Genomic DNA, 16,742 nt, shown 5'->3' on the forward strand with positions numbered 1-16,742 from the left:
GCGTTCTCATCTCACCGTGACCGGGAGGTCATCATGTGGCCGGATCGTGATGGCGCACGGGTTGTGCCGTCTCGCACGCGTCCCCTACCGTTGACGATGGAACCGGTTCCGGATCCGCCCCTGCACCACATTCGCTACTCGACGAGGAGAAGACATGAGACTCAGAGGGCACCGCCGGCTGACGGCGTCGCTCGTGGCGGCCGCAGCAATCGGCCTCACGCTCACGGCCTGCACCGGTGACATCGCAGATGAAGGCTCCGCAGACGCAGACTGCTCCGACTACGAGACCTACGGCACGTTCGACGGCGCCGAGGTCACGGTCGCGGGCACCATCCTCGACCTCGAGGCCGACCGACTCAACGAGTCGTGGGCCGACTTCGAGCAGTGCACGGGCATCTCGGTCGAGTACCAGGGCTCGAGCGAGTTCGAGGCCCAGATCGCCGTGCTCGCCGAGGGCGGCAACGCCCCCGACGTCGGCATCGTGCCGCAGCCGGGGCTGCTCGCGCGTCTCGCCGAGGGCGGCTGGCTGATCCCGGCGTCGCAGCCGGTCGAAGACAACGTCGACGAGTTCTGGTCCGAGGACTGGAAGAACTACGGCACCTACGACGGCACGTTCTACGCGGCACCGCTCATGGCCAGCATCAAGGGCTACGTCTGGTACTCGCCGGCCGAGTTCGAGGAGAAGGGCTACGAGATCCCGAAGACCCTCGACGAGCTCACCACGCTCTCCGAGACCATCGCGGCCGACGGCGACCACAAGCCGTGGTGCGTCGGCCTCGAGTCCGGTGAGGCCACCGGCTGGCCGGGCACCGACTGGGTCGAGGACTACATGCTGCGCCTGAACGGCGCCGACGCCTACGACCAGTGGGTCACGCACGAGATCCCGTTCAACGACCCGCAGGTCGCCGCCGCGTTCGACGCGGTCGGTGGCTACCTCAAGAACGAGGACATGGTCAACGGCGGCATCGGCGACGTGTCGACGCAGGTCACCGAGGCGTTCCAGACCGCGGGTCTGCCGATCCTCGACGGCGAGTGCTCGCTGCACCACCAGGCCTCGTTCTACGAGACCTTCTGGAACCCCGACGGCGGAGACGACGTGAAGGTCGCGTCCGACGGCGACGTGTTCGGCTTCCTGCTCCCGCCGGCCAACGCCGACGACCCGCTGTCCGTCACCGGCGGCGGCGAGTTCCCGGTCGCGTTCCGTGACGCCGAAGAGGTCGAGGCGTTCCGCGCCTACCTCTCCAGCGACCTCTGGGCCAACAACCGCGTGAGCCTCGGCGGCGTCATCAGCGCCAACAAGGGCGTCGACCCCGAGAACGCATCCAGCGAGCTGCTGACGCAGTCGATCGAGATCCTCCAGGATCCCGAGACCACGTTCCGGTTCGACGGGTCCGACCTGATGCCCGGTGCCGTCGGCGCCGACTCCTTCTGGAAGGGCATCGTCTCGTGGGTCGGCGGAGAGAGCACCGAGCAGGTGCTCGACACCATCGAGTCCACGTGGCCGAGTAGCTGATCGACCCCGTGTCGCGCCCGGCGCAAGGCGGGCGTACGGCATAGTCGAGGGGTGGGGTTCGAAGAGCCCCACCCCTCGGCGAACCCACCTTCAGTGACTGAATTTCAACGAAGAATTCGGGAGGCGCGATGACCACGGCCGATCTCCTCGGCAAGATCCTGCAGGTGGTGATGGGGCTCGTCGTGTTCGCGGCGATCGTCGGCCTCCTCATCTTCTTCATCGACAAGGCGCCCAAGAAGGGGCGCGACTACTGGCAGCTGGTGGGGTTCCTCGCGCCGGCGCTGATCCTCGTGTCGGTGGGCCTGATCTATCCGGCGATCCGCACGAGCATCCTCGCGTTCCAGACCAACGCGGGCGACTTCACGTTCGACAACTTCGTGTGGGCGTTCACGCAGCCCGCCGCCATCCGCACGCTCATCAACACCGTCATCTGGGTGCTGCTCGTGCCGACGTTCGCCACGGCCGTCGGGCTCGCGTACGCGGTCTTCATCGATCGCTCACGCGGCGAGAAGTTCTACAAGGCGATCCTGTTCATGCCGATCGCGATCTCGTTCGTCGGCGCGAGCGTCATCTGGAAGTTCGTCTACGAGTACCGCTCCGGCGACCGCGAGCAGATCGGCCTCCTGAACGCGATCGTCGTGGCCTTCGGCGGTGAACCGGTGCAGTGGCTGCAGACCGACCCGATCAACACGATCCTGCTGATCGTGGTCATGATCTGGGTGCAGACCGGCTTCGCGATGGTCGTGCTGAGCGCGGCCATCAAGGGCATCGCGACCGAGCAGCTCGAAGCGGCCCAGCTCGACGGCACCAACGGCTGGCAGCGCTTCACGAACGTGATCGTGCCCGGCATCCGCGGATCGCTCGTGGTCGTGCTCACGACGATCTCGATCGCGACGCTCAAGGTGTTCGACATCGTGCGCACGATGACCGCCGGAAACTTCAACACGAGCATCGTGGCCAACGAGATGTACACCCAGGCGTTCCGTGCGAGCGAGATCGGTCGAGGTTCGGCGCTCGCGCTCATCCTCTTCGTCATGGTGCTGCCGATCGTCATCTACAACGTGAACGTGCTCCGCAAGCAGAGGGAGATCCGATGAGCATCGCCCCGCCCGACCTGCCGGTCGGCAAGAACCGAGGCGCACTCGACGCGACCGCCGACGCCGAGGCCTCCGGATACGTCGAACCGAAGACCATCCGGGTCAAGAAGCGGCTCACCTCGCGCACCGCGACGATCGCCTCGATCATCATCGCGCTGCTCTGGACCATCCCGACCTTCGGCCTCTTCATCTCGTCGTTCCGGCCTGCGGAGCTGATCCGCACGACGGGCTGGTGGACCATCTTCACCAACCCGGGCTTCACGCTCGAGAACTATCAAGACGTGCTGCTGTCGACGTCGTCGTCATCGCCGCAGCTCGGCTCGTACATCGTGAACTCGATCGCGATCGCGCTGCTCGCGACGATCATCCCGCTCGTGTTCGCGTCGATGGCGGCCTACGCATTCGCGTGGATGCGGTTCCGCGGGGTGGGCGTGCTGTTCGTCGTCATCTTCGCGCTGCAGATCATCCCGCTGCAGATGGCCCTCGTGCCGCTGCTGCAGATCTTCTCGACCGTGCTGCGGCCGATGCAGGCGTGGCTGCACGACGTCGTGCCGATCATCCCCGAGCAGAACTACCTGCCGCTGTGGGTCGCGCACTCGATCTTCGGGTTGCCGCTCGCGATCTTCCTGCTGCACAACTTCATCTCCGAGATCCCGGCCGACGTCATCGAGGCCGCGAGGGTCGACGGCGCGACCCACGGGCAGATCTTCTTCCGCATCGTGCTGCCGCTCTCGGTTCCGGCGATCGCGTCGTTCGCGATCTTCCAGTTCATCTGGGTCTGGAACGACCTGCTCGTCGCGTTGATCTTCTCCGGCGGCACGCAAGACGTCGCGCCACTCACCCAACGATTGGCGGAGCTCACCGGCACGAGAGGGCAGGACTGGCAGCTGTTGACCGCGGCCGCCTTCATCTCGATCATCATTCCGCTGATCGTGTTCTTCAGCCTCCAGCGGTACTTCGTGCGAGGGCTACTCGCGGGGTCGACGAAGGGGTAGGTCCGACACCGAGAGCAGGGGGAGACGGATGCCGCGGGCGGGGGCTCGCGGCATCCGTTCACTGTCTGAACCAGCTGCCCCCTCACCTTTTCAGGACCACAGCGGTCATGGCTGCATATTGCGCGCATGACCGATGTGGTCCTGAAAAGGTGGGAGAGGGGAGAGGGTCCCAGGGCCGACGTAGGGTTGGCCCATGAGCATGCATGGAGCCGGCGACGGGCCGCCCGGCGCCCAGACCGGCAAGTTCGGCAAGCCGCGCACCCGCATCTCGGCCGCCGACGAGTCGGCGCAGCGCGCCGCGAACGCCGATGCACCCGTGATCCCGAACCTGCTCGGCCGCATCTCCGAGCTCTTCGCGCCGCACCGTTCTGCGCTCGCCCTCACGGTGGTGCTCGTGCTGGTGGCCGCCGGGCTCAGCGTGATCCCTCCGCTGCTCACGCAGCGCGCGTTCGACGACGGGCTCTTCCCGGTCGACCCGGCCGAACCCGGCCAGGTGACCGCCCCGAACATCCCCGTGCTGGCGTGGACGGTGGGCGCCATGATGGCCGTCTACATCGTCTCGGCGCTGCTCGCGGTCTGGCAGACCTGGCTCACCTCGACCATCGGCAACAAGGTCATGGGCGCGCTCCGCGTGCGCATGTTCACGCACCTGCAGTCGATGGAGCTCAGCTTCTTCACGCGCACGAAGACCGGCGTCATCCAGTCTCGCCTGCAGAACGACGTCGGCGGCGTGGCGTCGGTGCTCACGAACACCGTGTCGAGCGTGCTCGGCAACACGGTCACGGTGATCTCCGCGTTCATCGCGATGTGGCTGCTCAACTGGCAGCTCACGCTCGTCGCGCTCGTGCTGATGCCGTTCATGGTCATCGCGCAGCGCCGGGTGGGCAAGGTGCGCGCGCGCATCGCGGGCCAGACGCAGGAGTCGCTGTCGGAGATGACCGCGATCACGCAGGAGACGCTGAGCGTCTCGGGCATCCTGCTGTCGAAGTCCTTCACCCGCCAGCAGAACGAGATCGACCGCTACGCCGCCGAGAACCGCAACCAGATCGGCTTGCAGGTGCGTCAGCAGATGACGGGCCAGTGGTTCTTCGCGCTGGTGAACATCTTCATGTCCTCGATCCCCGCGATCGTCTACCTCGTCGCCGGCCTGCTGATCTCGAACGGCGCTCCGGATGTCACGGCGGGCACGATCGTGGCGTTCACGACCGTGCAGGCGCGCCTGCTGTTCCCGCTCATGGCCCTCATGCGCGTCTCGCTCGACCTGCAGACCTCGAGTGCGCTGTTCGCGCGCATCTTCGAGTACCTCGACCTCCGCCCGGCGATCACCGATGCCCCGAACGCCCGCGAGGTGGCGCCAGGCCCCCAGCTCGGGCGGGTGGAGTTCGAGGACGTGACCTTCCGGTACCCCGACGCCACCGATGACACGACGCCCACGCTCGACGGCGTGAGCTTCGCGATCGAGCCGGGCCAGTACGCGGCGTTCGTCGGCCCGTCGGGCGCCGGCAAGACGACGGTGTCGTACCTCGTTCCGCGTCTCTACGAGGCGACCGGGGGCACGGTGCGCTTCGCGGGCGACGACGTGCGCGAACTGCGGCACGGCTCCCTGGTCGACAGCATCGGCATCGTCAGCCAGGAGACCTACCTCTTCCACGCGTCGATCGCCGAGAACCTGCGTTACGCGAAGCCCGATGCGACGGATGCCGAGCTCGAGGCCGCGGCGCGCGCGGCGAACATCCACGAGACGATCGCGTCGTTCCCCGACGGCTACGACACGACCGTCGGCGAACGCGGATACCGCCTCTCGGGCGGCGAGAAGCAGCGCATCGCGATCGCGCGCGTGCTGCTGAAGGACCCGCCGGTGCTCGTGCTCGACGAGGCGACGAGCGCGCTCGACACGATCTCCGAGCGCGTCGTGCAGCAGGCGCTCGACGACGCCGCGAAGGGTCGCACGACGATCGCGATCGCGCATCGGCTCTCGACGGTCGTCGCGGCCGACGTCATCTTCGTCGTGGTCGCCGGCCGCATCGTCGAGCGCGGCACGCACGCCGAGCTCGTCGCCGCCGACGGCGTGTACGCGACGCTCTCGCGTCAGCAGGAGCAACTGCCCACGAGCACGGGTTGGCGCTAGGCTCGACAGCACGGCCGGGGAACGCCGATGAGGGCGAGGGGGATCCGATGAGCGGTGCCAACAGCGATGCGCAGAAGCTGCCGAAGGGCGTCAACCGGAAGGTCATCGGGCTCGCAGCGGCGGGCGCCGTCGGCGGATTCCTGTTCGGCTTCGACTCCTCGGTGGTCAATGGCGCGGTCGACGCCATCCAAGACGAGTTCGCCCTCTCGGCGGCGATAACCGGCTTCGCCGTCGCGAGCGCCCTGCTCGGCTGCGCGCTCGGTGCAGAGCTCGCCGGGCGCCTGGCCGACCGCTTCGGCCGCATCCCGGTGATGATCATCGGCGCCGTGCTCTTCCTCATCTCCTCGCTCGGAGCCGGTTTCGCCTTCGGCGTCGTCGACCTGATCATCTGGCGCGTGCTGGGCGGCGTCGGCATCGGCATCGCCTCGGTCGTGGCGCCCGCGTACATCGCCGAGATCTCGCCGAGTGCGATCCGCGGCCGGCTCGCGTCGCTGCAGCAGCTCGCGATCGTCTTCGGCATCTTCGCCGCCCTGCTCTCCGACTCGCTGTTCGCGGCGGCCGCGGGCGGCGCCGACCAGCCGTTCTGGTTCGGCCTCGAGGCGTGGCGGTGGATGTTCATCGCCTGCGCGGTGCCCTCGATCGTCTACGGCGTTATCGCCCTGCTGCTGCCCGAGTCGCCGCGCTACCTGGTCAAGGCAGGTCGCGAGAAGCAGGCCGAAGAGGTGCTGAAGCGCATCGGCACCCCCGACCCGGCGAAGGCCGTCGCCGACATCACCGGATCCCTGCACAAGGACGAGGTCGCCGAGTCGCAGGGCACGCTGCGCGGCCCCGTGCTTGGCCTCAAGGGCATCGTGTGGATCGGCATCCTGCTGTCGGTGTTCCAGCAGTTCGTCGGCATCAACGTGATCTTCTACTACTCGACGACCCTCTGGAAGGCCGTCGGGTTCGACGAGTCCGACTCCTTCACGATCAGCGTGTTCACGTCGGTGACGAACATCGTGGTGACCTTCATCGCGATCGCCCTGGTCGACAAGGTCGGCCGGCGCCCGCTGCTGCTCATCGGCTCCACGGGCATGGCGGTGACCCTCGCGACGATGGCGATCGCGTTCGCCAACTCGGTCACGGTCGACGGCGAGGTGAGCCTTCCGGGCGCATGGGGCCCGGTCGCACTCGTCGCCGCGAACCTCTTCGTCGTCGCATTCGGCTTCTCGTGGGGCCCGCTCGTGTGGGTGCTGCTCGGGGAGATCTTCCCGAACAGCATCCGTGGGCGTGCGCTCGGCCTCGCGGCCGCCGCGCAGTGGATCGCGAACTTCCTCGTCACGGTGTCGTTCCCGGCCATGTCGGAGTTCTCGCTGTTCTGGACCTACTCGATGTACGCGGCCTTCGCGGTGCTCTCGTTCATCTTCGTGCTCTGGAAGGTGCCCGAGACCAAGGGCATGGCGCTCGAGGACTCCGAGGCGGTGTTCGCGGCCGGCACGGCGCGCGACAAACGTCGTCGAGCGAGCCAAGCCGCCGCAGGGTAGGGTGTCTCTCGTGCTGCTCACGTGTTGTTGTTGTCGTCGCTTCGACCGACCATGACCTGTCGCGCCCTGCGCCCGCTGAGCGGGCCTCGCATGGCGCACCACGATGACGACACCCAGGGGAGAACCCTCCAATGAAGTACGCAGAATCCATCGTCGACCTCGTCGGCAACACGCCGCTCGTGAAGCTCAGCCACGTGGTCGTTGGCGCCACCGAGGCGACTGTGCTCGCGAAGCTCGAGTACCTGAACCCCGGCGGGTCGGTCAAGGACCGCATCGCCTCGCGCATGATCGAGGCCGCCGAGCGCGACGGCCTGCTGCAGCCCGGCGGCACGATCGTCGAGCCGACCTCGGGCAACACGGGCGTGGGCCTGGCGCTCGTCGCCCAGCAGCGCGGCTACCGCTGCATCTTCGTCGTGCCCGACAAGTTCGGTGAGGAGAAGCGCAACGTGCTCACGGCCTACGGCGCCGAGGTCGTCGTGACGCCGACGTCGGTCGCTCCCGACGGCCCCGAGTCGTACTACAGCGTCTCCGACCGCATCGTGCGTGAGACGCCCGGCGCCTACAAGCCGAACCAGTTCGCGAACCCGAACGGCCCGCGCTCGCACTACGAGACCACTGGCCCCGAGATCTGGGACGACACCGAGGGGCGCGTCACGCACTTCGTCGCCGGCATCGGCACCGGCGGCACGATCACCGGCACCGGTCGCTACCTGCGCGAGGTGTCGGGCGATCGGGTGCGCGTGATCGGCGCCGACCCCGAGGGCTCGGTGTACTCGGGCGGCACCGGTCGCCCCTACTTCGTCGAGGGAGTCGGCGAGGACATGTGGCCAGAGACGTTCGACCCCGACGTGCCGCACGAGGTGCTCGCCGTCTCCGACCGCGACGCGTTCGAGATGACGAGGCGCCTCGCCCGTGAGGAGGGCCTCCTCGTCGGCGGCTCGAGCGGCATGGCGGTGGTCGCCGCCCTCCGCGCCGCGAAGGACGCCTCGCCCGACGACGTCTTCGTCGTGCTGCTGCCCGACGGCGGGCGCGGGTACCTCGGCAAGATCTTCAACGACAAGTGGATGCGCGCCTACGGCTTCTCGAACGCGCCAGAGGGGCACACGATCGCCGATGTGCTCGCCACGAAGGCCGACCGCACGGCGCCCCTCGTCTACGTGCACCCCAGTCACAGCGTTCGCGAGGCGATCGACGTGATGGCCACGACCGGCGTCTCGCAGCTGCTCGTGCTCTCGGCCGAGCCGCCCGTGGTGCTCGGCGAGGTGAAGGGCACGATCAGCGAAGACGTGCTGCTCGACCTCGTGTTCACCGGCAAGGTGAAGCTCACCGACGAGGTCGCGGGCGTCATCGGCGACCAACTGCCGCTCATCGGCGTCAACGAGCCCGTCTCCGTCGCGCGGGCCGCGTTCGCCGACGCGGAGGCGATGCTCGTCACCGACGGCGGCAAGGCGCTCGGCGTCATCACGCGCACCGACCTGCTCACCTACCTCTCGGCGTAGCCGCCGGCATCCGCCGCCCTGAATCGACGGATGCCGCGACCCGCGACCTGCGAATCCGCGACCATCGCGGACTCGCCCCTCACACCTCTCAGACGCACTCGACCCAGAACGGATGCCACGATGAACATCTCCGACCGCGCCGGCTTCGACACGCTCGCGATCCACGCCGGCCAGGCGTTCGACCCCACGACGGGCGCGGTGATCCCGCCCGTCTACCTCACCTCGACCTACGTGCAGGACGGCATCGGCGGCCTGCGCGAGGGCTACGAGTACTCGCGCGGCGGCAACCCGACCCGCACCGCACTCGAGACCCAGCTCGCGGCGCTGGAGCGCGGCATCCGGGGCCTCTCGTTCGCCTCGGGCCTCGCCGCCGAAGACGCGCTGCTGCGCACGGTGCTCGCACCGGGCGACCACGTCGTGGTCGGCAACGACGTGTACGGCGGCACGCACCGGCTCATCCGCAAGGTGCACGGCGCCTGGGGCGTGCGGCACAGCACGGTCGACCTGGGCGACCTCGACGCGGTGCGCGCCGCGATCGAGCCGGGGGTCACGAAGGTGCTCTGGATCGAGACGCCCTCGAATCCGCTCATGAAGATCACCGACATCGCCGCGCTCGCCGCCCTCGGCGCCGAGGCCGGCGCGCTCGTCGTGGTCGACAACACGTTCGCGACGCCGGCGCTGCAGCAGCCGATCGCGCTCGGCGCGCAGGTCGTCGTGCACTCGACGACGAAGTACCTCGGCGGCCACTCCGACGTGGTCGGCGGCGCGCTCGTGTTCGCGCCGGGGCAGGAGGAGCTCGCCGAGCAGGTGACGTTCACGCAGTTCGCGGCGGGCGCCGTCTCGGGCCCGTTCGACGCGTTCCTCACGACGCGCGGCATCAAGACCCTCGGCATCCGCATGGAGCGCCACAGCGCCACCGCCCAGCTCATCGCCGAGCGGCTCGCCGAGCACGACGGCATCGCACGCGTGTACTACCCGGGCCTCGAGTCGCACGAGGGGCACGAACTCGCGGCGCGCCAGATGTCGGGCTTCGGCGGCATGCTCTCGATCGATCTGGCCGGCGGCGGCGAGGCGGCCCGCCGGTTCGCGGAGTCGACGACGCTGTTCCAGCTCGCCGAGTCGTTGGGCGGCGTCGAGTCGCTCGTGAACCACCCGTGGGCGATGACGCATGCCTCGGTGCGCGGCACCGAGGCCGAGGTCGCCGAGTCGATCGTGCGCCTGTCGGTCGGCATCGAGGACGCGAACGACCTGCTGGCCGACATCGACGAGGCGCTCGCACGGCTGTAGGGCGACGGATGCCGCGGGCGGCGCTCGCGGCATCCGCTCGGCATCTGCGGGCCGGGGGTTGGCAGGAAGTCGTCGAAGCACGTCTCTCCTGCCATCGCCTCGACGAGAGCGGATGCCGCAGACTGAGCGGGTGACCACGAACACCGCCGGCGCGACCGCCGCACCCCCCCGCGCCGGGCCGGAGGCCGCCGAGCACCGCGGCAGCCTCGGACTCGTGCAGGGCACCGCCCTGTACATCGCGAGCGTGCTCGGCACCGGAATCCTCGTGCTGCCGGGCCTCGCCGCCGCGGCGGCCGGCCCGGCCTCCATCGTCGCGGTCGCCGTCGTGCTCGTGCTCTCGATCCCGCTCGCCGGAACCTTCGCCGCCCTCGCCTCGCGCTACCCCGACGCGGGCGGCGTCGCGAGCTACGTGCGCCGCGCCCTCGGCGACACCGCGGCGCGCATGGCGGGCTACTGGTTCTTCTTCGGCGTCTGCATCGGGGCCCCGGTGCTCGCGGTTCTCGGCGGCGAGTACGTCGTCGCCGTGCTCGGCATCGACCGATCGGCCGTGCCGATCATCGGGTTCGCGGTCTTCGTGCCCCCGTTCATCGTCAACTGGTTCGGCGTGCGCGTCGCCGGATGGGTGCAGTTCGTGCTCACCGGACTGCTCGTCGCGGTCGTCGTCGGCGTCGTCGCCGTGACCTTCCCGGCCGCCGAGGCGTCGAACTTCACGCCCTTCCTCCCCAACGGCTGGGGCGGCGTGGGCGTCGCCATCAGCCTGTTCGTCTGGGCGTTCGCCGGCTGGGAGGTGGGCACCCACCTCGCCGGGGAGTTCAAGAACCCGAAGCGCACCATCCCGCTCGCCACGGCGATCGCCGTCGTCGTCGTGGGTGCTGGCTACCTCGCGCTGCAGTTCGTCACGGTCGCCGTGCTCGGCGACCGGGCCGGCGAGGGGCAGGTGCCGCTCCTCGACCTCGTCGAGACCACGGCGCCCGGCGTCGGCCAGGTGCTCGTCGCCATCGTCGCCGCGATCGTCACGCTCGGCGTGATGAACGCCTACCTGCCCGCCTTCGGCAAGCTCGGCGCCGCGCTCGGCCGCGACGGCGACCTGCCCCGGTTCTTCGCGAAGGGCGCCGCCGACGGACAGGTGCCGCGCCGTGCGCTCGCCCTCACCGGCGTGCTGATCCTCGGCTACTTCGGCCTCATGCTGCTCAACGACCTCGACCTCACCGGGTTCATCCTCATCCACACCAGCAACATGGTGGCGATCTACGCCGCCGGCATGCTCGCCGCCACCCTGCTGCTGAAGCGCTGGTCGTTCGGCTGGTGGCTCGCCGTCGTCGCGACGATCATGACCGCCGGACTGCTCGTGCTCGCCTGGCAGAACCTGCTCGTGCCGCTCGTGCCGCTCGTGCTCGCGTTCGCCGCGGTCGTCGTGACGGTCGTGCGACGCATCCGGGGTCGCCGCGGCGTCGCCGACACGAGCCCCGAGACATCCGCCGTCGCCCAAACCCCCGAGGAGCAACCCGCATGACAGAGTACCGCGCCCGTTTCGACGCCGACGTCGAGTTCGCGAACGGGGGAGGATTGCGCGCCGACGCATTCCGCCTCGACCTGCCGGCGGCCGACCTGACCGAGGCCGAGATCGCCGAGCTGCTCGTGCGCCACCTCGGGCTCACGCTCGTCGGCAGCGTGCGCCTCTCGAACCTCGAGGTCGTCGAGGAGGTGCACCGCGGATCGCGCGGCGTGACAGCCCCGACGACGCCCGCAGCATCGGGCCGCGGCGAGCTCGTCGACCTCAGCCACCCGATCCGCGCCGGACTCGTGACCTACCCCGGAATCCCCGCACCCGTCATCACGCCGCACCTCACGCGCGAGGCTTCCCGCGGCATGTACGCGCCGGGCACCGAGTTCGAGATCGACATCATCGCGATGGCCGGCAACACGGGCACCTACCTCGACAGCCCGTTCCACAGATACGCCGAGGGGGGCGACCTGGCGAGCCTCGAACTCGAGACCCTCGTCGGCCTGCCCGCCGAGGTGTTCCGGCTGACGGATGCGGCGAGCCGCGGCATCCCGGCCGAGGTGTTCTTCGACCGCGACCTCACCGGCACCGCGGTGCTGCTGCACACCGGATTCGACCGCTACTTCGGCACCCCCGAGTACGGGCACGGGTCGCCCTTCCTCACCGAGGCGGGCGCCAGGCACCTCGTCGGCGCCGGGGTCGCCCTCGTCGGCATCGACGCACTGAACATCGACGACACCGAATCGGGCGGCGAGCGGCCGGCGCACTCGCTGCTGCTCGAGGCGGGCATCCACGTGGTCGAGCACCTCACCGGCCTCGAGCGGGTTCCCGTGCGCGGCGCGCGCTTCACCGCCGCACCGCCGCGCGTCGAGGGCTTCGGCACGTTCCCCGTGCGCGCGTTCGCCGAGGTGCCCACGGCCGAGTAGCGCGGCGCGCGGGATCGCCGGTCACGGGATCGCCCGGTTGCCGGATCGACGGATCGCGGGCCGGATCGGGTGACCTTCGCTGTGGCGCTGTGGCATCTGCCGCCCGAGTGGGTGAGGATGGGGGGATGAGCCTCCCCTCCTACGCGCTGCGCGACGGAAACACCATTCCCGCGATCGGCCTCGGCACCTACGGGCTCAACGAGCAGAGCGGCATCGGGGCGATCTCCGAGGCCATCGCCGACGGCTATCGCCTGCTCGACACGGCCTACAACTACGGCAACGAAGACGTCGTCGGCGAGGCGATCCGGCGATCCGGCGTCGACCGCAGCGACCTCTTCGTCGCCACGAAGCTGCCCGGCCGCCACCACGGATTCGACGAGACGCTCGCGAGCTTCGAGGAGTCGCGCGAACGGCTCGACCTCGACTGGCTCGACCTGTACCTCATCCACTGGCCGAACCCGAGCGTCGACAAGTACGTCGACAGCTGGAAGGCGATGATCCGCCTGCGCGAGAAGGGGCTCGTGCGCTCGATCGGCGTCTCGAACTTCACCGCGCCGATGCTCGAGCGCCTCGAGCACGAGACGGGCGTCGTGCCCGTCGTCAACCAGGTCGAGCTGCACCCGTACTTCTCGCAGCGCGAGCTCCGCGGCTACCACGCCGAGCGCGGCATCCGCACCGAGAGCTGGAGTCCGCTCGGCCGCAAGAGCGACCTGCTCAACGAGCCGGTGCTCGCCGAGATCGCCGAGCGGCTCGGGCGATCCGTGCCGCAGGTGGTGCTGCGCTGGCACGTGCAGCTCGGCTCGGTGCCGATCCCGAAGTCCTCGCAGGCCGAGCGGCGCCGGGCGAACCTCGACGTGTTCTCGTTCGAGCTGAGCGAGGCGGATGTCGCGGCGATCGACGGCCTCGAGCGCGGCCGCATCTGGGGCGCCGACCCCGACACGCACGAAGAGCTGTAACGCCGACCACGATCGGGCGACGCGCGGTCCTGGCCGGTCGGGTCCGGACGGGCCTCGACGTCGTCGGCACGTCGTAGGCTCGATCGAGTGATGCGATCAACGGGCGACGGGGCTGCGAACGACGAGATCGAGTCGAGCGACCACTCGCTGGCTCCGGCGGCCGAGGCGTACACGTCGGCTGAGGCATCCGCTCACGAGACATCCGCCCACGAGACATCCGCTCACGAGGCCCACTCGCGTCTGCCCGAAGCGAAGGGCCCGCTCTCGGCGCCGTACACCTGGCTCTCGATCGGCATGTTCGCGACGATCTTCCTCGCGGCGTTCGAGGCCATGGCGGTGACGACGATCATGCCGCTCGTGGTGCGCGACCTCGACGGCGAGTCGCTGTTCGCCCTCGCGTTCGCGGTTCCGCTGGCCGCCGGCATCATCGGCATGGTGCTCGCGGGCAACTGGACCGACCGCTCGGGCCCGCTGCCCTCGCTCATCACCGCGGCGGCGCTGTTCGTCGTCGGCCTCGTGATCGCGGGCACCGCGACCGACATGACCGTCTTCATCATCGGGCGCTTCGTGCACGGCCTGAGCGGCGCGGCCGTCATCGTGCCGCTCTACGTGATCGTCGCGCGGGCGTACCCCGAGTCGTTGCGCGCCCGCGTGTTCGCCGGGTTCGCCGCGGCCTGGGTGATCCCGTCGATCGTCGGGCCGGCGCTCGCCGGCGTCGTCGCCGAGACCTTCAGCTGGCACTGGGTGTTCCTCGGCGTCATCGTGATCGTCGTGCCGGCGGCGGCCATGATGGTGCCGCCGATCCTGCGGGTCCGCGATCTCGTGCAGGGCGACGCCTCGGTGCCGTGGAGCCTCGGGCGCGTCGGCTGGGCCACGCTCACGGCCGTCGCCGCGCTGGCGGTCTCGCTCGCCAAGGAGCTCGACGACCCCTGGCGGTGGCTCGCCGCCGGCCTCGGCATCGCGGTCGCAGCGTATGCCGCCCGCCCGCTGCTGCCGCCCGGCGCACTGCATGCCGCACGCGGCATGCCGGCCACGGTCGCGGTCAAGTTCGTCGTGGCCGGAGCGTTCTTCGGCAGCGAGGTCTACCTGCCGTACCTCTTCATCGAGAACTACGAGATGTCGCCGAGCCTCGCGGGCGTCGTGCTCACGGGCGCTGGCGTCACGTGGGCGGCGGCGTCGTGGCTGCAGGGGCGGCTCACCCACCGGGTCAGCGACACCCTGGCGGTGCAGATCGGCGCGCTCACGCTCGTGGTGGCCCTCGTCGTCGTGCTCGCGGTGGCCGCGTTCACCCTGCCGCCCGCGATCGCGTTCGTCGCCTGGGCGCTGGCCGGGGCGTCGATGGGGTTCATGTACCCGAGGTTCTCGGTGTCGGTGCTCGCGCAGTCCAAGCGCGACGAGCAGGGCTTCAACAGCGCTGCGCTCACGATCTCGGAGTCGCTCGGCGCGTCGATCGCGCTCGCGGTCACGGCGCTCGTGTCCTCGGCCGTCGGCGCCGGCGCGTTCACCGCCGACTTCGCCGTCACCCTCGGCATCGCGGTCGTCGGCCTGCTCATCGCGGGTCGCGTGCGTCCGCTGGGCGTCGCCCGCGGCTGAGCAACTCGGGCCCGCGGCATCCGTCGACTCAGAACGCCGGGCGGCCCGTCGACGAGCGCACGACGAGCTCGGGCACGATCACGTCGCGATGCTCGGGAGCTGCGGGGTCGCCGCCGAGCAGCAGCGCGACGCATCGACGCCCGAGCTCGGCGAAGTCCTGGCGCACGGTCGTGAGCGGCGGCCAGAAGTGCGCCGCCTCCGGGATGTCGTCGAACCCGACGATCGAGACGTCGCGCGGGATCTCGAGGCCGGCGTCGCGGATCGCGTGCATGAGGCCGAGGGCCATCTGGTCGTTCGACGAGAAGATCGCGGTGAAGTCGCGAACGGTGAGCAGCTCGCGGCCGGCGTAGTAGCCGAAGTCCGCGGTCCAGTCGCCGAGGATCGGCGCCGTCGTGGGCACGTCGCTCGCGCTCATCTCGTCGAGGAATCCGCGCATGCGCGCCTCGGCCTCGATCCAGTCCTGGGGGCCGGTGAGGTGGTAGATGTTGCGGTGGCCGAGCTCGATGAGGTGGCGGGTGGCCAGGCGGGCCCCCGCGATCTGGTCGACCGAGAGCGTGTGGTCGGGGTCCTTTCCGGTGGACTGCAGGCTGACGTAGGGCACCTCGATCGAGCGCTGCGCGAGGGTGTCGAACACGCGGGCCTGGGGTGCGATGACCACCAGGCCCTCGACGCCCTGCGCGAGCAGGTGCGCGAGCCCGTCGGAGATCGAGCGGTCGTCGGAAGCGTCGATATTGGCGGTGCTGACCCAGTAGCCGGCCTCGCGCGCGGCGGCCTCGATCGCGGTGATGCTCGATGCCGGGCCGTACTGCGTGCTCTGCGACGAGAGGATGCCGATGGTGTGCGAGCGGCTCGTGACGAGGGCTCGTGCCGCGCGGTTCGGCTGGTACTGCACCTGCTCCATGACGTCGAGCACGCGCTGCTTCGTCTCGGGGCGGATGCTCGGATGGTGATTGAGCACTCGCGAGACGGTCTGATGCGAGACGCCGGCCAGACGCGCGACGTCTCGGATGCTGGGCGCGCGGCCTTTCGACGGCTCGTCTGACACGGTCACTTCCTCGTTCGTGTTCGGCGGGTATGTGCACGGTCACACGCCTCGCTGCCCTCATTATGCACGTCCGGCCGCGAATGTGACCGTCACACATGTGACGGTCACATGACGACGGAGCCTCGTCTCGGCATCGGAACGCCTCGAGGGTAAGGAGTCCGAACCCGATCCGGGTGATGATCGACCCCGCCGGAATCGCCCCCCATCCGGGGTATTGCGGCCTGGCGACTGGTGTGGAGCGGAAATCGCGCGCCCTCCGCGAGGTCGGGTGCAGATGAACGGGCCGTTACCGATCCGTGACTCCGTCGAGTTGACAGGTCGAGGCGACGTGGGGCTAACATGAGTGTCGCCATGTGAACGGTCACATTAGATCCGCACATGACGCCGATCCGACCAAGGCACCAGCCGCATCTCGACGAAGGAGTCAGCACGTGAACCACGGCGACCAGCACCCTCTCGGAGCATCCTCCGGAGTGCGCTTCCGTGCGTTCGTGCCCGGCTCTGCACCCACCGAGGCGGTGACCGCATGAGCAGCTACGGCCCCCAGCTCGAGGTCGCCATCGCCCGGGTGCGTACCGAGGTCGCGAAGTTGCATGCCGAGTTGACGCGGTATGGCCTGGTGGTGTGGACCGGCGGCAATGTCAGTGGTCGGGTTCCGGGTGCTGAGTTGTTCGTG

At 69.5% G+C, this 16,742-nt stretch carries 12 protein-coding genes and 1 pseudogene; 12 read left to right on the plus strand and 1 reads right to left on the minus strand.

Translation table 11 applies throughout. From position 1 onward, the window contains the following. Positions 1 to 154 precede the first annotated feature (154 nt). From ASE68_RS19630 to ASE68_RS19680, 11 genes are all read left to right on the plus strand, one after another. Positions 155 to 1,513, plus strand: coding sequence for an ABC transporter substrate-binding protein (locus ASE68_RS19630; protein ID WP_055863372.1), 1,359 nt, complete (start codon positions 155 to 157; stop codon positions 1,511 to 1,513). 128 nt (positions 1,514 to 1,641) lie between these two features. Then, positions 1,642 to 2,610, plus strand: a complete 969-nt coding sequence (locus ASE68_RS19635) for a carbohydrate ABC transporter permease (RefSeq protein ID WP_055863375.1) — start codon at positions 1,642 to 1,644, stop codon at positions 2,608 to 2,610. Next, positions 2,607 to 3,605, plus strand: a complete 999-nt coding sequence (locus ASE68_RS19640; RefSeq protein ID WP_055863377.1) for a carbohydrate ABC transporter permease — start codon at positions 2,607 to 2,609, stop codon at positions 3,603 to 3,605. Before ASE68_RS19635 ends, ASE68_RS19640 begins: the two co-directional genes overlap by 4 nt. Positions 3,606 to 3,804: 199 nt before the next feature. Continuing rightward, a complete protein-coding gene (locus ASE68_RS19645; protein ID WP_157421780.1) occupies positions 3,805 to 5,733 on the plus strand; it encodes an ABC transporter ATP-binding protein in 1,929 nt (642 codons plus the stop codon). Positions 5,734 to 5,780: 47 nt separating this feature from the next. Continuing rightward, positions 5,781 to 7,256 carry a sugar porter family MFS transporter gene (locus tag ASE68_RS19650; protein ID WP_055863379.1) on the plus strand — a complete coding sequence of 492 codons (1,476 nt, stop codon included), beginning with the start codon at positions 5,781 to 5,783 and terminating at the stop codon, positions 7,254 to 7,256. A gap of 131 nt (positions 7,257 to 7,387) precedes the next feature. After that, positions 7,388 to 8,755, plus strand: coding sequence for a cystathionine beta-synthase (locus ASE68_RS19655; RefSeq protein WP_055863381.1), 1,368 nt, complete (start codon positions 7,388 to 7,390; stop codon positions 8,753 to 8,755). Between the two features lie 120 nt (positions 8,756 to 8,875). After that, complete coding sequence (locus ASE68_RS19660; RefSeq protein WP_055863382.1) at positions 8,876 to 10,042, plus strand: cystathionine gamma-synthase; 1,167 nt, start codon at positions 8,876 to 8,878, stop codon at positions 10,040 to 10,042. 130 nt (positions 10,043 to 10,172) lie between these two features. Beyond that, positions 10,173 to 11,555, plus strand: a complete 1,383-nt coding sequence (locus ASE68_RS19665; protein ID WP_055863477.1) for an APC family permease — start codon at positions 10,173 to 10,175, stop codon at positions 11,553 to 11,555. Continuing rightward, on the plus strand, positions 11,552 to 12,472 hold the full coding sequence (locus ASE68_RS19670; protein ID WP_055863386.1) for a cyclase family protein: 921 nt from the start codon (positions 11,552 to 11,554) through the stop codon (positions 12,470 to 12,472). Before ASE68_RS19665 ends, ASE68_RS19670 begins: the two co-directional genes overlap by 4 nt. A gap of 125 nt (positions 12,473 to 12,597) precedes the next feature. Then, positions 12,598 to 13,428 (plus strand): aldo/keto reductase, encoded by an 831-nt coding sequence (locus ASE68_RS19675; protein ID WP_055863388.1) that lies wholly within the window; start codon positions 12,598 to 12,600, stop codon positions 13,426 to 13,428. A 90-nt stretch (positions 13,429 to 13,518) separates the two neighbouring features. Continuing rightward, on the plus strand, positions 13,519 to 15,021 hold the full coding sequence (locus ASE68_RS19680; protein ID WP_082462552.1) for an MFS transporter: 1,503 nt from the start codon (positions 13,519 to 13,521) through the stop codon (positions 15,019 to 15,021). 28 nt (positions 15,022 to 15,049) lie between these two features. On the opposite strand, the gene ASE68_RS19685 is transcribed toward ASE68_RS19680, so the two are convergent. Further along, a complete protein-coding gene (locus ASE68_RS19685; RefSeq protein WP_055863481.1) occupies positions 15,050 to 16,066 on the minus strand; it encodes a LacI family DNA-binding transcriptional regulator in 1,017 nt (338 codons plus the stop codon). Between the two features lie 526 nt (positions 16,067 to 16,592). On the opposite strand from ASE68_RS19685, the pseudogene ASE68_RS19690 reads away from it, so the two are divergent. After that, a pseudogene (locus ASE68_RS19690) lies at positions 16,593 to 16,742 on the plus strand (L-ribulose-5-phosphate 4-epimerase); the annotation flags it as partial.

The sequence above is a fragment of the Agromyces sp. Leaf222 genome (genome assembly GCF_001421565.1).
In the GTDB taxonomy this organism is placed as follows: domain Bacteria; phylum Actinomycetota; class Actinomycetes; order Actinomycetales; family Microbacteriaceae; genus Agromyces.